Genomic DNA, 18,779 nt, shown 5'->3' with positions numbered 1-18,779 from the left:
CAAAGAGGCTACAGCTGATCCAGCCCGTACACCGCGTGCAGGGCGCGAACGGCCAGCTCGGTATAGGCGGCGTCGATCAGGACGCTGATCTTGATTTCCGAGGTCGAGATGACCTGGATGTTGATGTTCTTCTCGGCCAGGGCCTGGAACATCGACTGGGCGACGCCGGCGTGGCTGCGCATGCCGACCCCGATCACCGACACCTTGGAGACGTCCTCGTCGACCGCGACGGCCTCGAAGCCGATCTCTTTCTGGGCGGCGGTGACGATCTCGACGGCGCGTTGGGCGTCGCGCTTGCCGACCGTGAACTCCATGTTGGCGGTGTCGGCGCTGCGGGCGCGCGACTGCACGATCATGTCGACGTTCACATTGGCGTCGGCGAGGCGGCCGAAGATCTGCGAGGAGACGCCCGGATGGTCGGGCAGGCCCAGCAGGGTGATCTTGGCTTCGTCGCGGCTATAGGCGACGCCCGAGACGATGCGCTTTTCCATGATTTCTTCCTCGTCGCAGACGATCGTACCTTGGCCGGGAGCTTCTCCCGGTTCGACGAAACTCGACAGCACCCGCACCGGGACGCGATGGGCCATGGCCATCTCGACCGAGCGGGTCTGCAGCACCTTGGCCCCCAGCGAGGCCATTTCCAGCATTTCCTCGTACGAGATCTTGGCCAGCTTGCGGGCCTTCTTCTCGATGCGGGGATCGGTCGTATAGACGCCGTCGACGTCGGTGTAGATGTCGCAGGCACCCTTGACCGCGGCGGCGATGGCCACGGCGCTGGTGTCGGAGCCGCCCCGGCCCAGGGTGGTGATGCGGCCGTCGGGAGTGACGCCCTGGAAGCCGGCGATCACGGCGATCTGGCCGGCCGCGAAACAGGCCTCCAGATTGGCCGGCGGAATATCTTCGATGCGGGCGCGGCCGTGGGCGGTGTCGGTCAGGATCGGCACCTGCCAGCCCAGGAACGAGCGGGCGTTCAGGCCCATATGGCGCAGGGTCATGGCCAGCAGGCCGGCGGTGACCTGTTCGCCCGAGGCGACGATGGCGTCGTATTCGTCGTCCGACTCCGGCAGGCCCGGCGCGGCGCGGCCGGCGCCGTCGGTCCAGGCGACCAGCTCATTGGTCTTGCCCGACATGGCCGAGACCACCACCGCGACCTGCTTGCCCGTCGCCACTTCGGCGGCGACCAGTCGGCCCACCCGCGCGATGCGCTCCAGGTCGGCCACGGAGGTGCCGCCGAACTTCATCACCAGACGAGACACGTCTTCAAACCCTCAACGACAGCGGTTTTTTCTTGCGCGCGCGCGGCGGATGGCTTCCCGCCGCGCAAGCCCCGGCCTTCTAGCGGCGCAATGGCGCAACGGCAATGTCGCGGATGTGTCTTTTTCGTTGCGGCGTCACGCGCCGCGGCCGACGGGAGCGTCCAGCGAGCGCCGGCCGCCTCGATTGCACGACGTGTATTTTTAAGATATACACGCATAGACTTTAATTAGTCGCGTCAGTTCTTGTCGCTTGCCTGCTTGTGGGTCACCACCAAAGAGGAGCACAGACGATGCTACGCCTTGAAATCGACCTGTTTTCCGGCCGGCCCAACCCGGTCTGGCTCATCACCGACACCGAAGAGATCAACAAGCTGCTGGCCCAGGTGGCCGAACGCCCCAAGGCCGCGGCCAAGTCGGGCGCGGGCTTCGACGGACTGGGCTTTCGCGAAGTGAAGGTCGAGCTGATCTCCGACGACGAACCGTCCCGCCGGCGCGTGCCCAAGAAATTCTCGCTGGGATCGACGGCGGCCGGCGACCCGGAGGCCAGCCACGCCCTGGCGCGGCTGTTCATCGAGAGCATGCCGCTGCGGTCGGAGATCAAGCTGCTGGAACACCAGATCACGCCGCTGGACAGGAAGCTGCGCGACATGGCCCTGGAAAGGCTGGACCGCTTCTTCAAGGACCCGCCCCAACCCGGTCCGCCGCCCCCGCCGCCGCCCGCGAACCCGCTTCGGACCACGATCAGCGACCCCAAGTGCGACCAGTGCCAGTACGAGGTCAGCCAGTACAATCCCGGCTTCTGGAACAACCCGGCGACCCAGCCCTATAACAACTGCTACAACTACGCCCGCAACTGGCGGACCAACACCTTCGCCCAGCCCGGCCGCGCCCACGGCGCCCAGACCGGCACGATGGCCTGCAACACCGTGACGGTCGCCGCGATGGCCGACGGCCTGAAGAAGCGCTGCAACTGCCTGCCCCAGAGCGAATGGCCGCGTCGCCTGATGGCGCTGGTGATCGACCCGGGCTGGGACTACCACTGGTATCGCCATCAGCGCGGCGGGTTCTGGGGCCACAAGCCCGGCTCGACGGCGGCCCGAAACGTTGACAGCAGCAACGTGCTGATCACCGATCCGGAGACCTGCAACCGAGGCGGCTACACGGATTTCTGCGACTATTTCTACGCGGGAAAATCGGTGGTCATCAACTGAACGGCTCCCCATGCTCGTCGAGCTCGACGTGTTCAGCGGCCTGCCCAACCCCCGCTGGCGGCTCGACGAGCGCCACCATCGACACTTGCTGAAACTGCAGGACCAGCTGTCGGCCGCGCCCGCCGCGCCAGACCCGCCGCAGCTGGGCTATCGGGGGTTCGTCTGCAGCGACGCGTCGGGAACGCGCAGGGTCTATATGGGCCATGTCAGCACCCCGGGCGGGGCGCTCGACGACCCGTCGTTCAGCCTCGAGCACTTCCTGCTCGACCACATGCCGCCCGAGTTCGCGTCCATGCGCGGCCGGATCGCCGCGCTGCTGGGTCCCTCGCGGTCACGATGAGGCCAGGCCCATCTGGACCTGCCGGGCGAAGTCGTGCTGATACGCTGATCATGACCCAGACCGCCGACACCGCCGCCCCCTCCTGGAGCATCGACCCCGCAGACGTGGCGCGGTTCTCGGCCATCGCCGCCGAGTGGTGGGACCCCAAGGGCAAGTTCGCCCCCCTGCACGTCTTCAACCCCTGCCGGCTGGCCTTCATCCGCGAGCAGGCGCTGGAGCGGTTCGGGCGCGACGGCGCCGTCCGCGCGCCGTTCGAGGGCCTGAGCCTGCTGGACATCGGCTGCGGCGGCGGGCTGCTGAGCGAGCCGATGAGCCGGCTGGGCTTTGACGTCACCGCCATCGACGCCTCGGAAAGGAACATCAAGACCGCCGCCACCCACGCCGACGAGCAGGGCCTGTCGATCACCTATCGCCCGGCCACCGCCGAACAGCTGCTGGCCGAGGGCGCGGGGCCGTTCGACGTGGTGCTGACCATGGAGGTCATCGAGCACGTGGCCGACCCCGGCGAGTTCCTGCGCACCTGCTCGCGGCTGCTCAAGCCGGGCGGCCTGATGATCGTCGCCACCCTCAATCGCACGCTCAAGGCCCTGGCCCTGGCCAAGATCGGCGCCGAATACGTCCTGCGCTGGGTGCCGCCCGGCACCCACGACTGGAAGCAGTTCCTCAAGCCCGAGGAACTGCGCGCCTTCCTGGCTGGAGAGCCCGTCCAGATGCAGGGTCCGTTCGGCGTGACCTACAATCCGCTGTCGGGCCGCTGGAGCCGATCGAGCGACAGCGACATCAACTACATGATGACGGTCACCCGCGACTGAGGGGGACGGAACCTTCACCGGCGCCGGGGCTTACGCTCCACACAGGGACCTTGTGAAGGATTGGCGGCCCATCGGGGGCAAGGACGTCGGTCCGTTCCACTGAACGGAGACACCCCATGATCGCCAAGACATTCGCCATTCTGATGGCCGGCACAGTCGCTTTCGGCGCCGTCGCGCCCGCCATGGCCCAAACTTCCGGGGCCCAGGCCGCCTATGAGCAGCGCCTGGACACCTATCGCGACCAGCGCGCCACCTATAACGACCAGGTCGCCGACTATGGCGCCCAGCAGCGCGCCTACGAGAACGATCGCGCCAAGTACGAACAGGCCCGCCGCGACTATGACCGCCGCTACGGCATGGGCGCCTATGACCGCCGCTATCCGCAGTATGCGACCCGCTTCTCGGCGCCGACCTATCGCGACAGCGCCGCCTATCGCGCCGAGCAGGTGGCGTTCGAACGCGACCGCGCCGCCTATGAGCGCGACCGCCGCGTCTATGACCGTCGTCGCGGCGCCGGCGCCTATGACCGCCGCCATCCCACCCTGGCCGCCCGCTTCAACACCGACGGTCGCGGCTACGCCAACAACGGCGCCTATGACGCCCAGCGCGAGCAGTACGACCGCGACCGGGCCGAGTACGAACGGGCTCGCGCCGACTATGACCGCCGCTATGGCGGTGGAGCCTATGACCGCAGCAATCCGCAATCCGCGACGCGCTACAGCGCCCCCTATGCCGGCAACTACAATTCCGGCGCCAATGTCGTCGCCAACGAGCCGTGCCGTCAGGATCCCAAGAAGAACGCCCTCATCGGCGGCGTGATCGGCGCCCTGGCCGGCGGCGTGGTCGGCTCCAACGCCGCCGCCCGCAACGCCAAGCCGGAAGGCACCGTGCTGGGCGCCCTGGTCGGGGCCGGTGTCGGCGCCGCCATCGGCAACGCCTCGGCCAAGTCCAAGTGCGACACCCGCGGCGCGTACTGGACCTATGACGAGACCGTCCCCTACCGCGAGGTCGGCTATAACGGCTCGGGCTACGGCGCCACGCAGGATCGCTGCCGCCTGGCCCCCGCGCCGACCGAATATAACGGCCGCACCGAGACGCGTTACATCCGCGTCTGCCCCGACGCCGAAGGCCGCTTCCGCGTCGAAGGCTAGGATCGCGAGGGCGGGAGGCCTTCAAAAAGCCTCCCGCTCCGCGTCTTTGTCGACATCCCGACCCTAGGCGAACCGAAGCGCGACCCGCGCGTTCTGACCGTCAGGGACACCACAAGATCAGAGGGAGCCCGCCATGCGCGCCCACACCAAGGCCATCATCGTCGCCATCTCGCTTGGCTTCACCGCGTCCACCGTCGCCGTCACGGCCGCCGAGGCCCAGCATCGCGGCGAGCGCTATCGCGTCACGGTCTGCAAGAAGACCAAGGGCGGTAAAGGCACCGTCATCGGCGGCCTCACGGGCGGCACGCTCGGCGCGGCCGTCGCGGGCGGCGGCAACAAGACCGAAGGCGCCATCCTCGGCGGCGTCGTCGGCGCTGTCGCCGGCAACCAGATCGCCAAGAAGAAGAAGTGCCACTACGAGTACCGCTATCGCCGCTAGGCCTTAGCCCAAAGCACGACCAGAGCGCCCCGGTGAAAGCCGGGGCGTTTTGCGTTGGGGGCGGGCCGGGCTGAGCTAGGCGTCAGGTTTCGCGCCCAGACAGACCTTGGGGCTGGTCTCATTGATTGGCCAAATCCGCTTTGTTCATGATCTTTCTCGCGCCGCCGCTCTCCGCGGCGGCTCGTGTTACGCCACACTTTCAGGTCGCCGTGGGTTGGGGCGCCTTGGGATGCAGCATGCTGATGAGGCCGGCCATCAGGGTCAGGATCGCGCCCATCGCCAGACACATCCGAGGCGCTGTGTGGACCGGCGCGGCGCTGAAAAGCAGTGTCGCGAACACGACGCCGGCCGTCTGCCCCGTCAGGCGGGCGATGCTCTGGAGGCCGCCGGCCGCACCGCTGCGTTCGAAGGGCGCGGACAGGAACATGTTGCGGTTGTTGGTGACTTGGAAGAGGCCAAAGCCCAGGCCACACAGCATGACGATTGGCGCAATTCCGATGGGTGTTACCGCCAGGGGCCAAGCGCCGGCGGCGCAGAGCCCCGCCGACAGGCACGCGCAACCGGTCGCGCAGAGCGATGCCGTGGCGCTCGGGCTGGCAAACCGCCCTGCCAGCCAGGCGGCGACAGCCGCCATCAACGGCCAGGGTGTGAGGTAGAGGCCGGCCTCAAGGGGGCTCAGACCCAATGAATGCTGAAGATAGAAGGGTAGCGCGATCAAGCCGGCGGCCTGACCTGTGAAACAGCAGACCGAAGCGATTACCGAGAGCCGGAAAGACTTGTCGACGAGGAGATCGAAGGGAACAAGGGGCCTGGCCTTGGGGGCTTCGCGGCGCACCATGACGATAAGGGTGAGGACGCCGCCGACCAGGAGCAGGCCGGCCAGATCTGGGAACCTGGACAAACTTTCCGCGCCGACGACCAACAGTCCGAAGGCCATCATGTTCAGCGCCATGCTCCACCAATCCAGGGCGCGTGCGGAGCCGCGCTCATTGGGGATGGCCTGCGCCGCCGCCAGGACGAACAGGCCCAACGGCAGGTTCACAGCGAACAGCCAGGGCCAACTGGCGAGCGATAGAACAAGCGCGCCGATCGTCGGGCCCGCGGCGGAGGTGAGGGCGACCACCAGGGCGTTCCAGCCGATGGCGGCGCCCAGCTTGTGGGACGGCACGACCGTTCGCAGCAGGGCCACGCCGAGCGCCATGACCGCCGCCGCGCCAAGGCCCTGAATGAAGCGCGCCGCGACAAGCCAGGACAGCGTCGGCGCCGCCGCGCAGAGTCCGGACGCCAGGGTGAAAAGGGCGACCCCGCCGAGGAAGACGCGGCGATAGCCCAGGGTCTCGCCCAACGCCGCGCAAGGCAGGAGAGCCATGACCAGGGCTGTCTGATAGGCGGTGACGACGAGCACGGAGGCGGCCGCCGTGACCTGCAGCGACCGCGACAGGGTCGGCAGCGCCACATTGACGATGGAAGCGTCGAGCACGACCAGCGCCAGAGCCATCAGGATCGAAGCGATCGCGAGGCGCGATTGGCCCTTGGTGGCGGAGAGAGGTTGAGCCGCGCCCGCGGCCGGCGCGCTAAGCGGCCGGCTCATGGCGCGCCGATCGTCCAGACGCCGTCCTGCTCGACGAAGCGCGTAATGCGTCCCTCCTCCTTGTCCTCCCGGGCAAGATCACGCTCGGTGAAACGGAAGAGCAAAGCGGGCCCCGACACACAGCGCGTGTCATGGATATCGCCGGGCAGATAGGTCATGGCCGAGCCCGCGCGGACGAGGGTGGCGTCCCTTTTGACCAGACGCACCCGGCCGTCCCGGCCCTCGGTCCTGGCGTAACCGCCCATCTCCACATCGCCGCTCTGGACGCCGTAGAGCACCCAACTGCGACCATGGTCGTGAGGGCGTCGGTAGAGGCCGCTCGGTTCGACATGGGCCAGCAGCACGAATCCATGATCGGGATCACGATAGAGTTCGCGGCTCGCGGGCTGCTCGGCCAGAAGCGCGGCCAGCCAGGGCTCCGTGGGCGAAGCCTGGAGAAGGCCTTCCAGATGCGAGCGGCATCCAGCGACCATCTCGGTGGAGAGAGGACCCCACGTGGATCTGACATTGGCGACGAAGCAGTCGAGGGCGGTCTGGGACATCGGCTTTCCTTTCACGCGCGGAGGAGCGTTGAACCGAAAGCTAGTCGCCGGGCGGACATGGCGGAACGCGCAACGTTTTCATTAAGTCATTGCGTTTGACGCCATCAATGAGCGCTTGTTACGCTTGTCTCATGCAGACGCCCGATCTGAACTTGCTGGTGACGCTCGATGTGCTGCTCGCCGAAGGCAGCGTCACCCGCGCCGCCAAACGCCTGCGGCTCAGTCCATCCGCGATGAGCCGCGCCCTGGCGCGTCTGCGGGAGGTAACGGGGGATCCGCTACTGGTCCGGGCGGGCCGCGACCTGGTTCCCACGCCCCGCGCGATCGAGCTGCGAGAGCGCGTGGGCTTGCTGGTGCAGGACGCCCAGGCGGTGTTGAGGCCTGTTGAAGCGCTTGATCCTGGACGGCTGCGGCGGGTCTTCACCCTGCGCACGGCCGAGGGTTTCGTCGAAACCTTCGGTCCGGTGTTGATCGCCCGGGTCGCGGCGGCGGCCCCGGGCGTCCTGCTTCGTTTCGTGCAGAAGCCGGACAAGGACAGCAAGCCGCTGCGCGACGGCGCGATCGATCTGGAAACAGGAGTCGTGGAGGGCGACACCGGGCCCGAACTGCGCACCCAGGTCCTGTTCCGTGACCGCTATGTCGGCGTCGTGCGCCAGGACCATGGGCTCGCCGAAGGCGCGATGACGCCGGTGCGATACGCCGCCGCACGGCATGTGGCCGTGTCGCGCGATGGCGTCGCCAAAGGCGTGATTGATGAGGCGCTGGCGCAAGACGGGCTAACCCGTCACATCGCAACGGTCGTCGGCGGGTTCGCCAGTGCGATCTCACTGGCCAGGTCGTCCGATCTGGTCGCCACAGTGCCCGAGCGCCATACCCGAGGCCTGCGCGAGGGACTGGTCAGTTTCGGCCTTCCAATGCAGGTCCCCGAGTTCGCGGTGTCCTTGCTCTGGCATCCCCGCATGGAGGCTGATCCCGCGCACCGTTGGCTGCGAGGGTGTGTTCGGGAGGCGTGCTCGGACTAGACTGCGCGGCGCGTTGTCGGCTCGGTCCCCGACAAAGCGCCCCCCGCCCTGTCAGTTCAGGTCGGTCTTCTTCGGCGCGGGCGGCGGCAGAGGGGCGACCTTGATACCGTCTTCGATCAGGGCCTTGGCCTCGGCGGGCGTGGCCTCGCCATAGATGCCGCGCTCCTCGGACTTGCCCTCGTGGATGTCGCGGGCCTCGCGCGCGAAGGCGTCGCCGACATTGTCGAAGTTCTCCTCGACGTGCCGCCGCACCTCGCCCATCGCGGTCATCATCATCTCGCGCATCTTCGGGTCGACGTCCGGGCCGGCGTTCTGCGCCTTGGTCCCCGCGACGGCGGGCGACATGATCTGCTTGGAGACCCCGCGCGAGCCGCAGACCGGGCACTCGACCAAACCCCGCGCGCTCTGGTCGTCATAGTCGGACGACGAGCCGAACCAGCCCTCGAACGCATGGGCCGCATCACACTGGAGCGCGTACTTGATCATGAGGTGAGGGCTTAGGGGCCGACGAAGGCGCGGGCGTTCTTGAGGGCGGGGATGGCCGCGCGCGCCTTGGGCGCGGCGTCCAGGTCGAGATCCACCACCAGCACGCCGGGCTCGTCATGGTCAAGCACGCCCAGGACCTCGCCCCACGGACCGATGGCGATCGAGCGCCCCCAGGTGCCTCGGCCGTCCTCGTGGAAACCGCCCTGCGCGGCGGCGATCACGAACGAGCCGGTCTCGATGGCGCGGGCCCGCAGCAGGATTTCCCAGTGCGCCTGGCCGGTGGGCCGGGTGAAGGCGGCGGGCACGGTCAGGATCGTCGCGCCCTTCAGGGCCAGGGCCCGGTGCAGGGCCGGGAAGCGCATGTCGTAGCAGATGGTCAGGCCGAAGACGCCCAGCGGCGTGTCGACAACGACGGCGCGCTCGCCAGGCTCATAGGTGGCGGACTCTCGCGCGGTTTCTCCGGTCGGGAGGTCGACGTCGAACATGTGCAGCTTGTCGTAGGTGGCCACGATCGCGCCCGTCGGGTCGATCACCGCCTGACGATTCGCCGCCTTGCCGTCCTCCCGCAGCACCAGCGCCGAGCCGATGTCGATCCAGACGCCCAGCTCGACGGCCAGGTCGCAAAGACCGCGCACGACGATGTCGTCCTCCAGGCTCTGGAGGGCCGGCAACAGCCGGGCGCGGTCCTTCTGCAGGACATTGGTCCCCTCGGGCGTCAGGATGAACCCCGCGCCCTGGGCGGCGGCCTGACGCACCAGCGGCGCCACATGGGCCAGCGCCGCCGCGTGGGTGGCGGGCGTACGCGTCTGGATCAGGCCGACGCGAAGGGGCGCGGACGGGTTCATGCGGTGCGCCCCCTATGCAGTGAGAAGAGCGTCCAGCTTGCCGTCGCGCTCAAGGGCCATCATGTCGTCGCAGCCGCCGATGTGCTGCTCGCCGACGAAGATCTGCGGGAACGTGGTGCGGCCCGAGCGGCTCATCATTTCCTGACGCAGCTTGGGATCCATGCCGGCTTCGATCTCGGTGAAGTCGGCGCCCTTCTCGCCAAGGACCTTCAGGGCGCGGGCGCAATAGCCGCAGAACGGGCGGGTGTAGATGGTGACGTGAGCCATGGGGGTAACGAGTCTCTCCTTCTGCATCCTCATATAGGACGCGCTTGCATTTCTGTAACGCGCGCCACCACCGCCAGGGTCACTTCGGCCGCGCCGGCCGCCCGCAAGGCCCGCGCGCAGCCCTCGGCCGTGGCGCCGGTGGTCAGCACGTCATCGACCAGAACGATCCTGCGGCCGATCACCCGATGTCTTCGCCCCTCCGGCACGACAAAGGCGGCGGCCACGTTGCGGCGGCGCCCCACGGCCGACTTGCCGCCCTGGCTGACCGTGTCGCGTCGGCGGATCAGGGCGTCGGGCAGATAGGCCACGCCGCTGATCGCCGCCAGCGGCCGGGCGATCTCGGCGGCCTGGTTGTAGCGGCGGCGCAGCAGGCGGCCGGGATGCATGGGCACGGGCGCGATGGCGTCAGCCTCTTCCAGCAGCGGCGCGGCGGCGCGCGACAGCCAGCGGGCGAACAGGCCCGACAGGTCGGTGCGATCAGCATGCTTGAGCTTCAGGATCAGGTCGCGGGAATGTTCGTCATAGACACAGGCCGCGCGGGCCCTTCCAAACGCCTTGGGCCGGGCCTGGCAGGCCGGGCAATGCTCCACCGCGCCGCTGTCGAACGGCAGGGCCAGGCCACAGCCGTCACAGACCGGATCGTCCAGAAAGCTGATGCGGCTCCAGGCGGCGGCCGACAGTCCGCCGCTCAGGGCGGGGCCGCCGTCGAAGGCGCGCGGCGGCAAGACCAGGTCCAGCAGACCCCGTCCCAGGCCGATCAGGCGCGGGGCGGCTTTCCATAACCGTTCGGAATCGCCATGTTCCGCCCGCATGACCACTTCGCCCCTCCTCTTCGACCGCGACCTTCTCCGGACCCGGCTCGACCGCGCCGCGCCGGACTATGCCAGCGCCGACTTCCTCAAGCGCCGCGCCGCCGAAGACGTGGTGATGCGGCTGGAGACGATCCTGCGACGCTTTCCGGTCGCCGTCGATCTCGGAGCGCGAAACGGCGCTTTCTCGCGGGCCCTGGCGACCAGCGACGCGACCGAAAAGATCGACGTTCTGTTCGAGGCCGACCTGTCGGCGCGGATGCTGGGCCAAATTCTCGAAACGAGGGGCAATGGCCGCAAGGCCGTGGCGGACGAGGAGCGCCTGCCGTTCGGCGACGCGACGCTGGACCTGGCGGTCTCGACCCTGTCGCTGCACTGGACCAATGATCTGGTCGGGGCGCTGATCCAGATCCGCCGCGCCCTGCGGCCTGATGGGCTGTTCATCGGCGCGATCTTCGGGGGCGCCACCCTGACAGAGCTGCGCCAGGCCCTGCTGCAGGCCGAGGACGAGGTCAGCGGCGGCGCGTCGTTCCGCGTCTCGCCGTTTGCCGACGCCATCGACGCTGCGGGGCTGCTGCAACGGGCGGGCTTCGCCCTGCCGGTGGCGGACGTGGATCGGGTCAAGGTGCGCTATGGCCACCCGCTGGAACTGCTGCGCGACCTGCGGCGCATGGGCGAGACCAGCGTCCTGCTGGATCGCTCGCGCAAGCCGCTGGCGCGGCGGGTGCTGCTGCGGGCGATGGAGATCTATGTCGAGCGGTTCGCCGAGGCCGACGGCCGCGTGCCGGCGACCTTCGAGATCGTGGCGGTGACCGGCTGGGCGCCGCACGAGAGCCAGCAGAAGCCGCTGCGGCCAGGCTCGGCCAAGATGCGGCTGGCGGATGCGTTGGGCGTTCAGGAACAGTCGGCGGGCGAGAAGCCGGTTTAGGTCCCCGTCGTCGAGGCCATGGCGGTCGAGGCCTTGCCGAAGCTGACCTTGATCGCGCCGCTCAGGGTCGAGATGGCGCTGATGATGGCGACGCAGATCAGGGCGACCAGAACGCCGACCTCGATGGCGGTGGCGCCGCGCTCGTCGCGCCAGAAACGGGTCAGAGCAGATCGCGCAACCACGCCACCAGCGGAATGTCCGCGGGCGGCATTGGATAGTCCGCGAGCTTGTCTGGCTTCACCCATGCCATCGCCTCGTGTTCCTTGCGCGTGACCAGGCCTTCCCAGCGGCGCAGCAGATACAGTGGCATCAGGAGGTGAAAGGACTCGTAACCGTGGGATGCAAAAACAAACGGAGCAAGGCAGGCTTGCGCGACCTTGATGCCCAGCTCCTCGTCGAGTTCGCGGATCAGGCACTGTTCGGGCGTCTCGCCGGGCTCGACCTTGCCGCCCGGAAACTCCCACAGGCCGGCCAGCGACTTGCCCTGGGGCCGCTGGCAGATCAGCACGCGGCCATCGACATCGATCAGGGCGGCGGCGGCGACAAGGACGGTGGGCTTGGTCATGAAACCCGGTTTCGCGCGGGCGCTCTGCGAAGGCAAGCCATGCGGCATAAAGGCTTGCGGGCGCCGCACCCTTGACTTCGCACCTGCAATAAACGATATGAGGCTCGCGCCCTTAGGCGCTATCGGTGCTCCAGCCGCGTGAAGATCCCTCTCGGATCAGCCTGTCGAGCGCCCTGAAACGTCCATAAGACCGCCCGGGCCACGCGGGGCGCTCCCCAACCGACCCGTCCCATGGACGAGCCGCGCGAGGACCGCGCGCGCCGTCATGCGGCATTGTCTGAAAGACACTCCACTTGACTCAATTTACCGACCTTGGCCTGGCCAAGCCGCTGCTCAAGGCCCTTGCCGACAAGGGTTACACCACCCCGACCCCGATCCAGGCGCAAGCCATCCCCACCGTCATGACCGGCCGCGACCTGCTGGGCATCGCCCAGACAGGCACCGGCAAGACCGCCGCCTTCGCCCTGCCGATCCTGCACCGCCTGGCTGAAGACAAGAAGCCCGCCCCGCGTCGCGGCTTCCGCTGCCTGGTGCTGTCGCCGACCCGCGAACTGGCCACCCAGATCGCCGAAAGCTTCCGTGACTACGGCAAGCACATGGGCCTGACCGTCGCCACCATCTTCGGCGGCGTGAAGTATGGCCCGCAGATGAAGGCCCTGGCGGCCGGCGTCGACGTCGTCGTGGCCACGCCCGGCCGTCTGATGGACCACCTGGGCGAAAAGAGCGCCATCCTGTCGGGCGTCGAGATCTTCGTGCTCGACGAAGCCGACCAGATGCTGGACCTGGGCTTCGTGGTGCCGATCCGCAAGATCGCCAGCCAGCTGCCCAAGGAACGCCAGAACCTGTTCTTCTCGGCCACCATGCCCACCGAGATCGGCAAGCTGGCCGGCGAACTGCTGAAGAACCCGGCCCAGGTGTCGATCACCCCGTCGGCCACGACGGTCGAGCGCATCAACCAGTCGCTGATCTTCATCGAAGCCCAGCGCAAGCGTCCGCTGCTGGCCGAACTGCTGTCGGACAAGGCCGTCGAACGCTCGATCGTCTTCACCCGCACCAAGCGCGGCGCCGACCGGGTGGCCAAGTATCTGGTCGCCAGCGGCATCGAAGCGGCCGCCATCCACGGCGACAAGACGCAAGGCCAGCGTGAACGCGCCCTCGCCGCCTTCAAGGCCGGCCAGGTCAAGGCGCTGATCGCCACCGACATCGCCGCGCGCGGCATCGACGTCAACGACGTCAGCCACGTGTTCAACTTCGAGCTGCCCAACGTGCCGGAATCCTACGTCCACCGCATCGGCCGGACCGCCCGCAAGGGCAAGGACGGCATCGCCGTCAGCTTCTGCGCCGATGACGAACGCACCCTGCTGCGCGACATCCAGAAGGCCACGCGCCAGACGATCCCCACCTTCGATCGCCGCAACGACAAGAGTCTGGCGGCCGCGGCGGCCGTGGCCGACAAGCTGGCGCCGCCGGAAAAGTACGTCGATCCGCGTCGCGCCGACCCGCGCAACAACGTCCCGTCCGAACTGCGTCGCCAGCGTAACCGTCCCGCCAAGAGCGGCGGCGGCAACGGCGGCGGCGGCGGCAATGGCCAGAACCGAGGCCGTAGTGGCGGCGGTCAGGGCGGCCAGGCCAAGCCCGGCGGCGGCGACTTCCGCGGTCCCAAGCGGGGCGGTGGCGGCGGCGCCGTCACGGCCGTCGAAACGCGCTGGACGCCGATCGACTGATCCCCAAAACGGGTTTCCCCCTCGGATAGTCTCTGAGGCATGTGACTGATTTGACGGCCATTTTCACGCCAACACGTGGAAATGGCCGTTTTTTCATCTCAGGGTTGGGTCCACCCTGCGGCGCTTGAGCACGACTCCGCACAGAGGCCTTGAATCAACCTGCGCTATAGGGTTCACCTTGTTCCGGGGGCTGGTTTCGACCGGTTGGAGGGGACATCCGCGATGGCGGAGGCAGAGCCGCGCATCGTACCGACGCTGACCAGGATCGCCGGCGGCGAGATGGCGGGACGGGTGCGCGCCTTCGACTGGTCCGCGACGCCGATCGGCGCGATGGAGACCTGGTCGCCCAGCCTGCGCCTGGCGGTCGACATGATCCTGGCCACCAACTTCCCCATGGCCCTGCGCTGGGGTCCCGAGCTTTGCCTGATCTATAACGACGCCTACGCGCCGGCCCTGCACGACCGCCACCCCGGGGCGCTGGGCATGCTGTTCACGGAGCATTCGGCGGATTTCCAGGCCAGCCTGCGCGGGATGCACGACAACATCCTGAACGGAAAGAGCGGCGGCTACGCCCTGGAGAAGCTGCCCCTCAGCGTCAGGCGCGACGGCGGAGGCGGATCCAGCATCGGCCACTTCACCATCAGTTACAGCCCGGTGCCCGACAGCACCGCCGAGACCGGTGTCGGCGGCGTGCTGATCACGGCCGTCGAGATGACCGAGGTGGTCGAGACCGAAAAGACCCTGCGCGAAACCGAGAAGCGATACCGACTGGCCATCGAGGCGGCCGGCGGCATCGGCGCCTGGGATTGGGACGTAAAGGCCAACAAGGTCTATGCCGACGCCGGCTACGCCGCGCTGCATTCGCTGACCCCGGAACTGGTCGAGGCCGGCCTGCCGGTCGAGAGCTTCACCCCCGCCGTGCATCCCGAGGATCGGGAGCGCATCAGGAATCTCAGCCTGGCGGCGATCGAGAGGGGCGGCGACTTTTCCGATGAATACCGCCTGGTCATGCCCGACGGGTCGATCCGCTGGGTCTATGCCCGCGGCAGCGCCTATCTGGACGCCGATGGGACGCCTTCGCGCAATACCGGCGTGGTCCTGGACATCACCGAGCGCAAGGCCGCGGAGGCCGACCTGCTGGCGGCGCGCGCCGACCTGGACCTGGCGGTCACCGCCGCCCGCATGGGTCGCTGGGATCATAATCCGGCCACCGGCGCGCGGTTCTGGGACAAGCGCGCCTGCGAGATCTTCGGCGTCGCGGACGATGTCGAAAACACCTTCAAGACCTTCGAGCGGCTGATCCATCCCGCCGATCTGGCCGTCGTACGCACCGCGGTCGGCGCCGCCCTGAACCCCGACGGCGACGGCAAGATCAATCAGGAATACCGGATCCATCGGGCCAGGGACGGGGCGCTGCGCTGGATCGAGACCTTCGGCCGGGCCTATTTCGAGCAAGGTCGCTGCACGCGCTTCGTCGGCGTCGTTTCCGACGTCACCGAGCGCAAGGAAGCCGAAGCCCATCTGCTGCGCCAGCAAGAGACCCTGCGCCTAGCGGTCGACGCCGCCGATGTCGGGGTCTGGGAACTGGATGTCGGTAACGACGTCCTGACCTGGTCGGATCGCAACTACGCGATGTATGGCGTGCCGCCCGGCGAACCGTTGACCCGCGAAACCTACTTGGCTCGGGTGCATCCTGACGACCTTGAGCGGGTCGCCGCCCACATTGACCGCGTCCTCGACCCCCTGATCCGCGACGATTTCACGATCGAGTCCCGCGCCATCGGCCGAGACGATGGCGTCGAGCGCTGGCTGGCCACCAAGGGCAAGGCGTTCTTTTCCCCCGAGGGTCAGCCGCTGCGGCTGCTGGGGGCCACCGTCAATATCACCGACCGCAAGCGGGCCGAACTGCACCTGCGCCTGCTGGTCAATGAGCTGAACCACAGGGTCAAGAATTCCCTGGCCACCATCCAGGCCATCGCCGCCCAGAGCTTCAACGGCTCCAGCCCCCTGCCCCAGGCCCAGGACGCCTTCACCAGCCGCATCGTCGCCCTGGCCGAGGCGCACGACCTGCTGACCCGCGAGAACTGGGAGGGCGCCGAACTGCACGACATCGCCTCGCGACTGGCGGTGCTGCATGGCGGACCGGCGCGGTTCGAGCTGATCGGCCCTTCGATCCGCCTTTCGCCCCGCACGGCGCTGTCGCTGTCGATGGCCCTGCATGAGCTGGCGACCAACGCCGTCAAGTACGGCGCGCTGTCGAGCCCCGAGGGCAAGATCACCATCCACTGGGGGCTGGCGCCCGCGCAGGGGGCCGAACGGCTGGACCTGACCTGGACCGAGCGCGACGGACCGCCGGTCAAGCCGCCCGCGCGGCGGGGCTTCGGCTCGCGACTGATCGAGCGCGGGCTGGCGGCGGAGCTTTCCGGCGAGGCCTCGATCCAGTTCGAGCCCGCCGGCGTCGTTTGCCGGATCCGCGCCCTGCTGGACGCCTAGCTTGCCGCGCTGAGCGCCTTGCCGATCTGCTCGTCGGTGCGGCGCAGGGCCATCATCAACGCGCCGGCGACGACCAGCATGGGCGCGCCCCATCCGGCCAGGCCCGCGACCGTCAGGCTGGTGGCGCCGGCGATCAGGGCCGCGATCAGCACCTCGGCCAGGGTCGCGAACCAGGACGCCCCGCGACGGCGACGAAAGTCGGCCCGCTTGCTCGGCTTCTGATGCCAGACATTGATCAGCCCGCTGCACCAGGCCGACAGGCCGGCGCCGACGGCGGTCAGCAGACCGGTCAGGGGCTGGAACCAGATCAGGCCGGCGATGGGCAGGGCCAGCATCAGGGCCACGGGGATCAGGGCGGCGGTCAGCTTGGCCTGGCGCAGGGTCGCCGTCGCGGCCGGAGACACCGCCAGCAGGTCGGGCGTGTCCTCGGCCGAGAGGGTGATCCAGGCCAGGCTACCGGCCACCTGCCCGGCCAGGAAGACCACGATCCCCGCCCCGCCGGCCAGGGCCGTCGACTCCACGCGCGAGGCCGAACGGACCAGCATCAGCGAGACGGGGATCAGATAGAGGACGCGCAACAGCACCTGCGACAGCAGGGTGGCGTCGCGGCGGATCAGCTTCAGCTCCTTGCGCACGGTGGCGCGGAAGGCTCCGCCCGCGAAGGCGCGGACCGGCCTGGCCGGCCCCTTGGCCTTGCGCGAGGAGGCCCCCTGGGCGGCGGCGGCGGCGTCGGAGAACCGGCGGCCCAGCATGTTGGCCGCCAGCAGGAACAGGATCAGGCCGATGGCCAGCAGGAACAGCAGCGGCAGGGGCTCGCCCAGCATGGCGCGCAGGGGCAGGCTGGCGGCAGGCGGCGGCCTCAGGCGGCCGTCGGAGGCTTCACGGGCGATGCTGGCGTACAGGCTCTCGCTGGCCGCCTTGCCCATCAGATTGCGCAGCTGGCTGGCCAGGAAGAAGATAGCGCCGACCAGAGCCGCCAGGACCTGGGCCACCGTGCGGGTGCGGCGGGGGCCGATCAGGGCGAACAGCGCCATCGCCAGGAACAGGCCCAGAGCCGTGGCGATCAGCGCCAGGGCGATCAGCACGCCGAACACGCCCAGCCAGCCGGGATGGCCATAGACGATCGAGGGCAGCAGGATCGGCGCGGCGAAGACCATGAAGATCGTCGCCACCCCGGTCGCCACGCCCAACGCCCGGACCAGCAGCACCCTGGACGGCGCGATCGGCGAGGAGAACAGCAGATCCAGGTCGCCGCGCTCGTACAGGGCCTCGGCCGACGCGCTCAGGGTCTGGGACAGCATCAGGGTCAGGATCACGGCGCAGGCCAGATCGGCGATGACCACCGCCAGCGGGATGATCGGGACCTCGTGACCGTGCACCCCCAGCGCCAGGAACACCCCGCCGATGCAGGCGAAGCCGAACAGGATCGCCAGGCCGATCAGGGCGCCGGGCCCCTTGCCGGCGCGTCCGGCGCGATAGCCGCGCCAGGCCAGGCGCATCTCGTGGGCCAGAAGCCAGCCGACGCTGGAGGGCGGAAGCAGGCTCACGCGGGCTGGCTCTCGGCGGTCAGTTGCAGGAACAGGTCCTCCAGCGTCGAGTCGCCCGTGGCCCCGCCCGTCTGGGCGCGCAGTTCATCCATCCGCCCCTCGGCCAGCAGCCGGCCGCCGGCGATGATGCCGATGCGATCGGCCATGCGTTCGGCGACCTCGAGAATATGGGTGGTCAGGATCACCGTGCCGCCGGCGTCGACCCGGGCCTGCAGCATGTCCTTGACCAGCCGCGCGGCGCCGGCGTCCAACCCCGTCAGCGGTTCATCCAGGATCAGGAGCTTGGGGTCGTGGATCAGCGCGCCGGCCAGGGCGACCTTCTGCTTCATGCCGCGCGAAAAACCCTCGCAACGGCGCTGCGCCTCCTCGGCCAGGCCCAGTTGGGCCAGCAGTTGCTCGGCGCGGGTCTTGGCGACGGCGGGATCGACGTTCCAGAGCCCGGCCACGAACTCCAGATACTCCAGCGGCGTCAGGCGGTCATAGATCATCGCCTCGTCGGGCGCCCAGGCGGTCACGGCCTTGGCGGCCGACGGATCCTTGCGGGCGTCGATGCCGAACACGCTGATCTCGCCGCTGTCGGGCTGGGTCAGGCCGGCCACCATGCGCAGGGTCGTGGTCTTGCCGGCGCCATTGGGCCCGAGCAGGGCATAGAGCTCGCCCGCATGGACCGTCAGGTCGAGATTGGAGACGGCGGGCTTGGCGAAGGTCTTGTTCAGCCCCCGCACGATCAAGGCTTCGGTCAACGCGGTCC

At 68.6% G+C, this 18,779-nt stretch carries 20 protein-coding genes; 9 read left to right on the top strand and 11 right to left on the bottom strand.

All coding sequences use genetic code 11. The annotated features are described in order from the left end of the window. Positions 1-8 precede the first annotated feature (8 nt). Positions 9-1,256 carry an aspartate kinase gene (locus ACQY9P_RS11170; RefSeq protein ID WP_421739188.1) on the bottom strand — a complete coding sequence of 416 codons (1,248 nt, stop codon included), beginning with the start codon at positions 1,254-1,256 and terminating at the stop codon, positions 9-11. A gap of 290 nt (positions 1,257-1,546) precedes the next feature. Here ACQY9P_RS11170 and ACQY9P_RS11165 point away from each other — a divergent pair, with 290 nt between their 5' ends. From ACQY9P_RS11165 to ACQY9P_RS11145, 5 genes are all read left to right on the top strand, one after another. Continuing rightward, entirely contained in the window at positions 1,547-2,467 is a 921-nt protein-coding gene (locus ACQY9P_RS11165) for a hypothetical protein (protein ID WP_421739189.1), read from the top strand. Between the two features lie 10 nt (positions 2,468-2,477). Next, positions 2,478-2,807 (top strand): hypothetical protein, encoded by a 330-nt coding sequence (locus ACQY9P_RS11160; protein ID WP_421739190.1) that lies wholly within the window; start codon positions 2,478-2,480, stop codon positions 2,805-2,807. A 50-nt stretch (positions 2,808-2,857) separates the two neighbouring features. Then, the gene (ubiG, locus tag ACQY9P_RS11155) at positions 2,858-3,619 is read left to right on the top strand and encodes a bifunctional 2-polyprenyl-6-hydroxyphenol methylase/3-demethylubiquinol 3-O-methyltransferase UbiG (protein ID WP_421739191.1); all 762 of its coding nucleotides are present in this window, start codon (positions 2,858-2,860) and stop codon (positions 3,617-3,619) included. A gap of 116 nt (positions 3,620-3,735) precedes the next feature. Further along, positions 3,736-4,770, top strand: a complete 1,035-nt coding sequence (locus tag ACQY9P_RS11150) for a glycine zipper 2TM domain-containing protein (protein ID WP_421739192.1) — start codon at positions 3,736-3,738, stop codon at positions 4,768-4,770. Between the two features lie 133 nt (positions 4,771-4,903). After that, a complete protein-coding gene (locus tag ACQY9P_RS11145) occupies positions 4,904-5,209 on the top strand; it encodes a glycine zipper 2TM domain-containing protein (protein WP_421739193.1) in 306 nt (101 codons plus the stop codon). A gap of 199 nt (positions 5,210-5,408) precedes the next feature. On the opposite strand, the gene ACQY9P_RS11140 is transcribed toward ACQY9P_RS11145, so the two are convergent. Beyond that, positions 5,409-6,800, bottom strand: coding sequence for an MFS transporter (locus ACQY9P_RS11140; RefSeq protein ID WP_421739194.1), 1,392 nt, complete (start codon positions 6,798-6,800; stop codon positions 5,409-5,411). Beyond that, complete coding sequence (locus ACQY9P_RS11135; RefSeq protein ID WP_421739195.1) at positions 6,797-7,342, bottom strand: hypothetical protein; 546 nt, start codon at positions 7,340-7,342, stop codon at positions 6,797-6,799. The genes ACQY9P_RS11140 and ACQY9P_RS11135 overlap by 4 nt, the downstream gene beginning before the upstream one ends. Before the next feature lie 131 nt (positions 7,343-7,473). Between ACQY9P_RS11135 and ACQY9P_RS11130 the strand changes: the two genes are divergently transcribed. Then, the gene (locus tag ACQY9P_RS11130; RefSeq protein WP_421739196.1) at positions 7,474-8,364 is read left to right on the top strand and encodes a LysR family transcriptional regulator; all 891 of its coding nucleotides are present in this window, start codon (positions 7,474-7,476) and stop codon (positions 8,362-8,364) included. A gap of 51 nt (positions 8,365-8,415) precedes the next feature. Here the strand turns inward: ACQY9P_RS11130 and ACQY9P_RS11125 are convergent, their stop codons facing one another. From ACQY9P_RS11125 to ACQY9P_RS11110, 4 genes are read right to left on the bottom strand one after another with little or no spacing between them, the layout of a single operon-like run. Then, on the bottom strand, positions 8,416-8,850 hold the full coding sequence (locus ACQY9P_RS11125) for a DUF1178 family protein (RefSeq protein ID WP_421739197.1): 435 nt from the start codon (positions 8,848-8,850) through the stop codon (positions 8,416-8,418). A gap of 11 nt (positions 8,851-8,861) precedes the next feature. Continuing rightward, positions 8,862-9,695: a carbon-nitrogen hydrolase family protein gene (locus ACQY9P_RS11120; RefSeq protein ID WP_421739198.1), complete on the bottom strand. Its 834-nt coding sequence runs from the start codon at positions 9,693-9,695 to the stop codon at positions 8,862-8,864. Between the two features lie 12 nt (positions 9,696-9,707). Further along, the gene (gene grxC / locus ACQY9P_RS11115) at positions 9,708-9,962 is read right to left on the bottom strand and encodes a glutaredoxin 3 (RefSeq protein ID WP_421739199.1); all 255 of its coding nucleotides are present in this window, start codon (positions 9,960-9,962) and stop codon (positions 9,708-9,710) included. Between the two features lie 29 nt (positions 9,963-9,991). Next, positions 9,992-10,774, bottom strand: a complete 783-nt coding sequence (locus ACQY9P_RS11110) for a ComF family protein (RefSeq protein WP_421739200.1) — start codon at positions 10,772-10,774, stop codon at positions 9,992-9,994. Between ACQY9P_RS11110 and ACQY9P_RS11105 the strand changes: the two genes are divergently transcribed. Further along, positions 10,773-11,699 (top strand): methyltransferase domain-containing protein, encoded by a 927-nt coding sequence (locus ACQY9P_RS11105; RefSeq protein ID WP_421739201.1) that lies wholly within the window; start codon positions 10,773-10,775, stop codon positions 11,697-11,699. The two genes, ACQY9P_RS11110 and ACQY9P_RS11105, sit on opposite strands and share 2 nt — an antisense overlap. On the opposite strand, the gene ACQY9P_RS11100 is transcribed toward ACQY9P_RS11105, so the two are convergent. Both ACQY9P_RS11100 and mutT read right to left on the bottom strand, forming a co-directional pair. Further along, a complete protein-coding gene (locus ACQY9P_RS11100) occupies positions 11,696-11,881 on the bottom strand; it encodes a Flp family type IVb pilin (RefSeq protein WP_421739202.1) in 186 nt (61 codons plus the stop codon). The genes ACQY9P_RS11105 and ACQY9P_RS11100 overlap by 4 nt on opposite strands. Then, positions 11,860-12,264, bottom strand: coding sequence for an 8-oxo-dGTP diphosphatase MutT (gene mutT / locus ACQY9P_RS11095; protein ID WP_421739203.1), 405 nt, complete (start codon positions 12,262-12,264; stop codon positions 11,860-11,862). Before mutT ends, ACQY9P_RS11100 begins: the two co-directional genes overlap by 22 nt. 293 nt (positions 12,265-12,557) lie before the next feature. Between mutT and ACQY9P_RS11090 the strand changes: the two genes are divergently transcribed. Continuing rightward, positions 12,558-13,988: a DEAD/DEAH box helicase gene (locus ACQY9P_RS11090; protein ID WP_421739204.1), complete on the top strand. Its 1,431-nt coding sequence runs from the start codon at positions 12,558-12,560 to the stop codon at positions 13,986-13,988. Between the two features lie 222 nt (positions 13,989-14,210). Continuing rightward, a complete protein-coding gene (locus ACQY9P_RS11085) occupies positions 14,211-16,481 on the top strand; it encodes a PAS domain-containing protein (protein ID WP_421739205.1) in 2,271 nt (756 codons plus the stop codon). Here ACQY9P_RS11085 and ACQY9P_RS11080 read toward each other — a convergent pair. Both ACQY9P_RS11080 and ACQY9P_RS11075 read right to left on the bottom strand, forming a co-directional pair. Next, positions 16,478-18,028: a hypothetical protein gene (locus ACQY9P_RS11080; RefSeq protein ID WP_421739206.1), complete on the bottom strand. Its 1,551-nt coding sequence runs from the start codon at positions 18,026-18,028 to the stop codon at positions 16,478-16,480. The two genes, ACQY9P_RS11085 and ACQY9P_RS11080, sit on opposite strands and share 4 nt — an antisense overlap. Next, complete coding sequence (locus ACQY9P_RS11075) at positions 18,025-18,771, bottom strand: ABC transporter ATP-binding protein (RefSeq protein ID WP_421739207.1); 747 nt, start codon at positions 18,769-18,771, stop codon at positions 18,025-18,027. The genes ACQY9P_RS11080 and ACQY9P_RS11075 overlap by 4 nt, the downstream gene beginning before the upstream one ends. Positions 18,772-18,779 lie beyond the last annotated feature (8 nt).

This window comes from Caulobacter sp., assembly GCF_965279145.1.
GTDB lineage: Bacteria > Pseudomonadota > Alphaproteobacteria > Caulobacterales > Caulobacteraceae > Caulobacter.
This window is presented reverse-complemented; position numbering and strand designations above follow the sequence as displayed.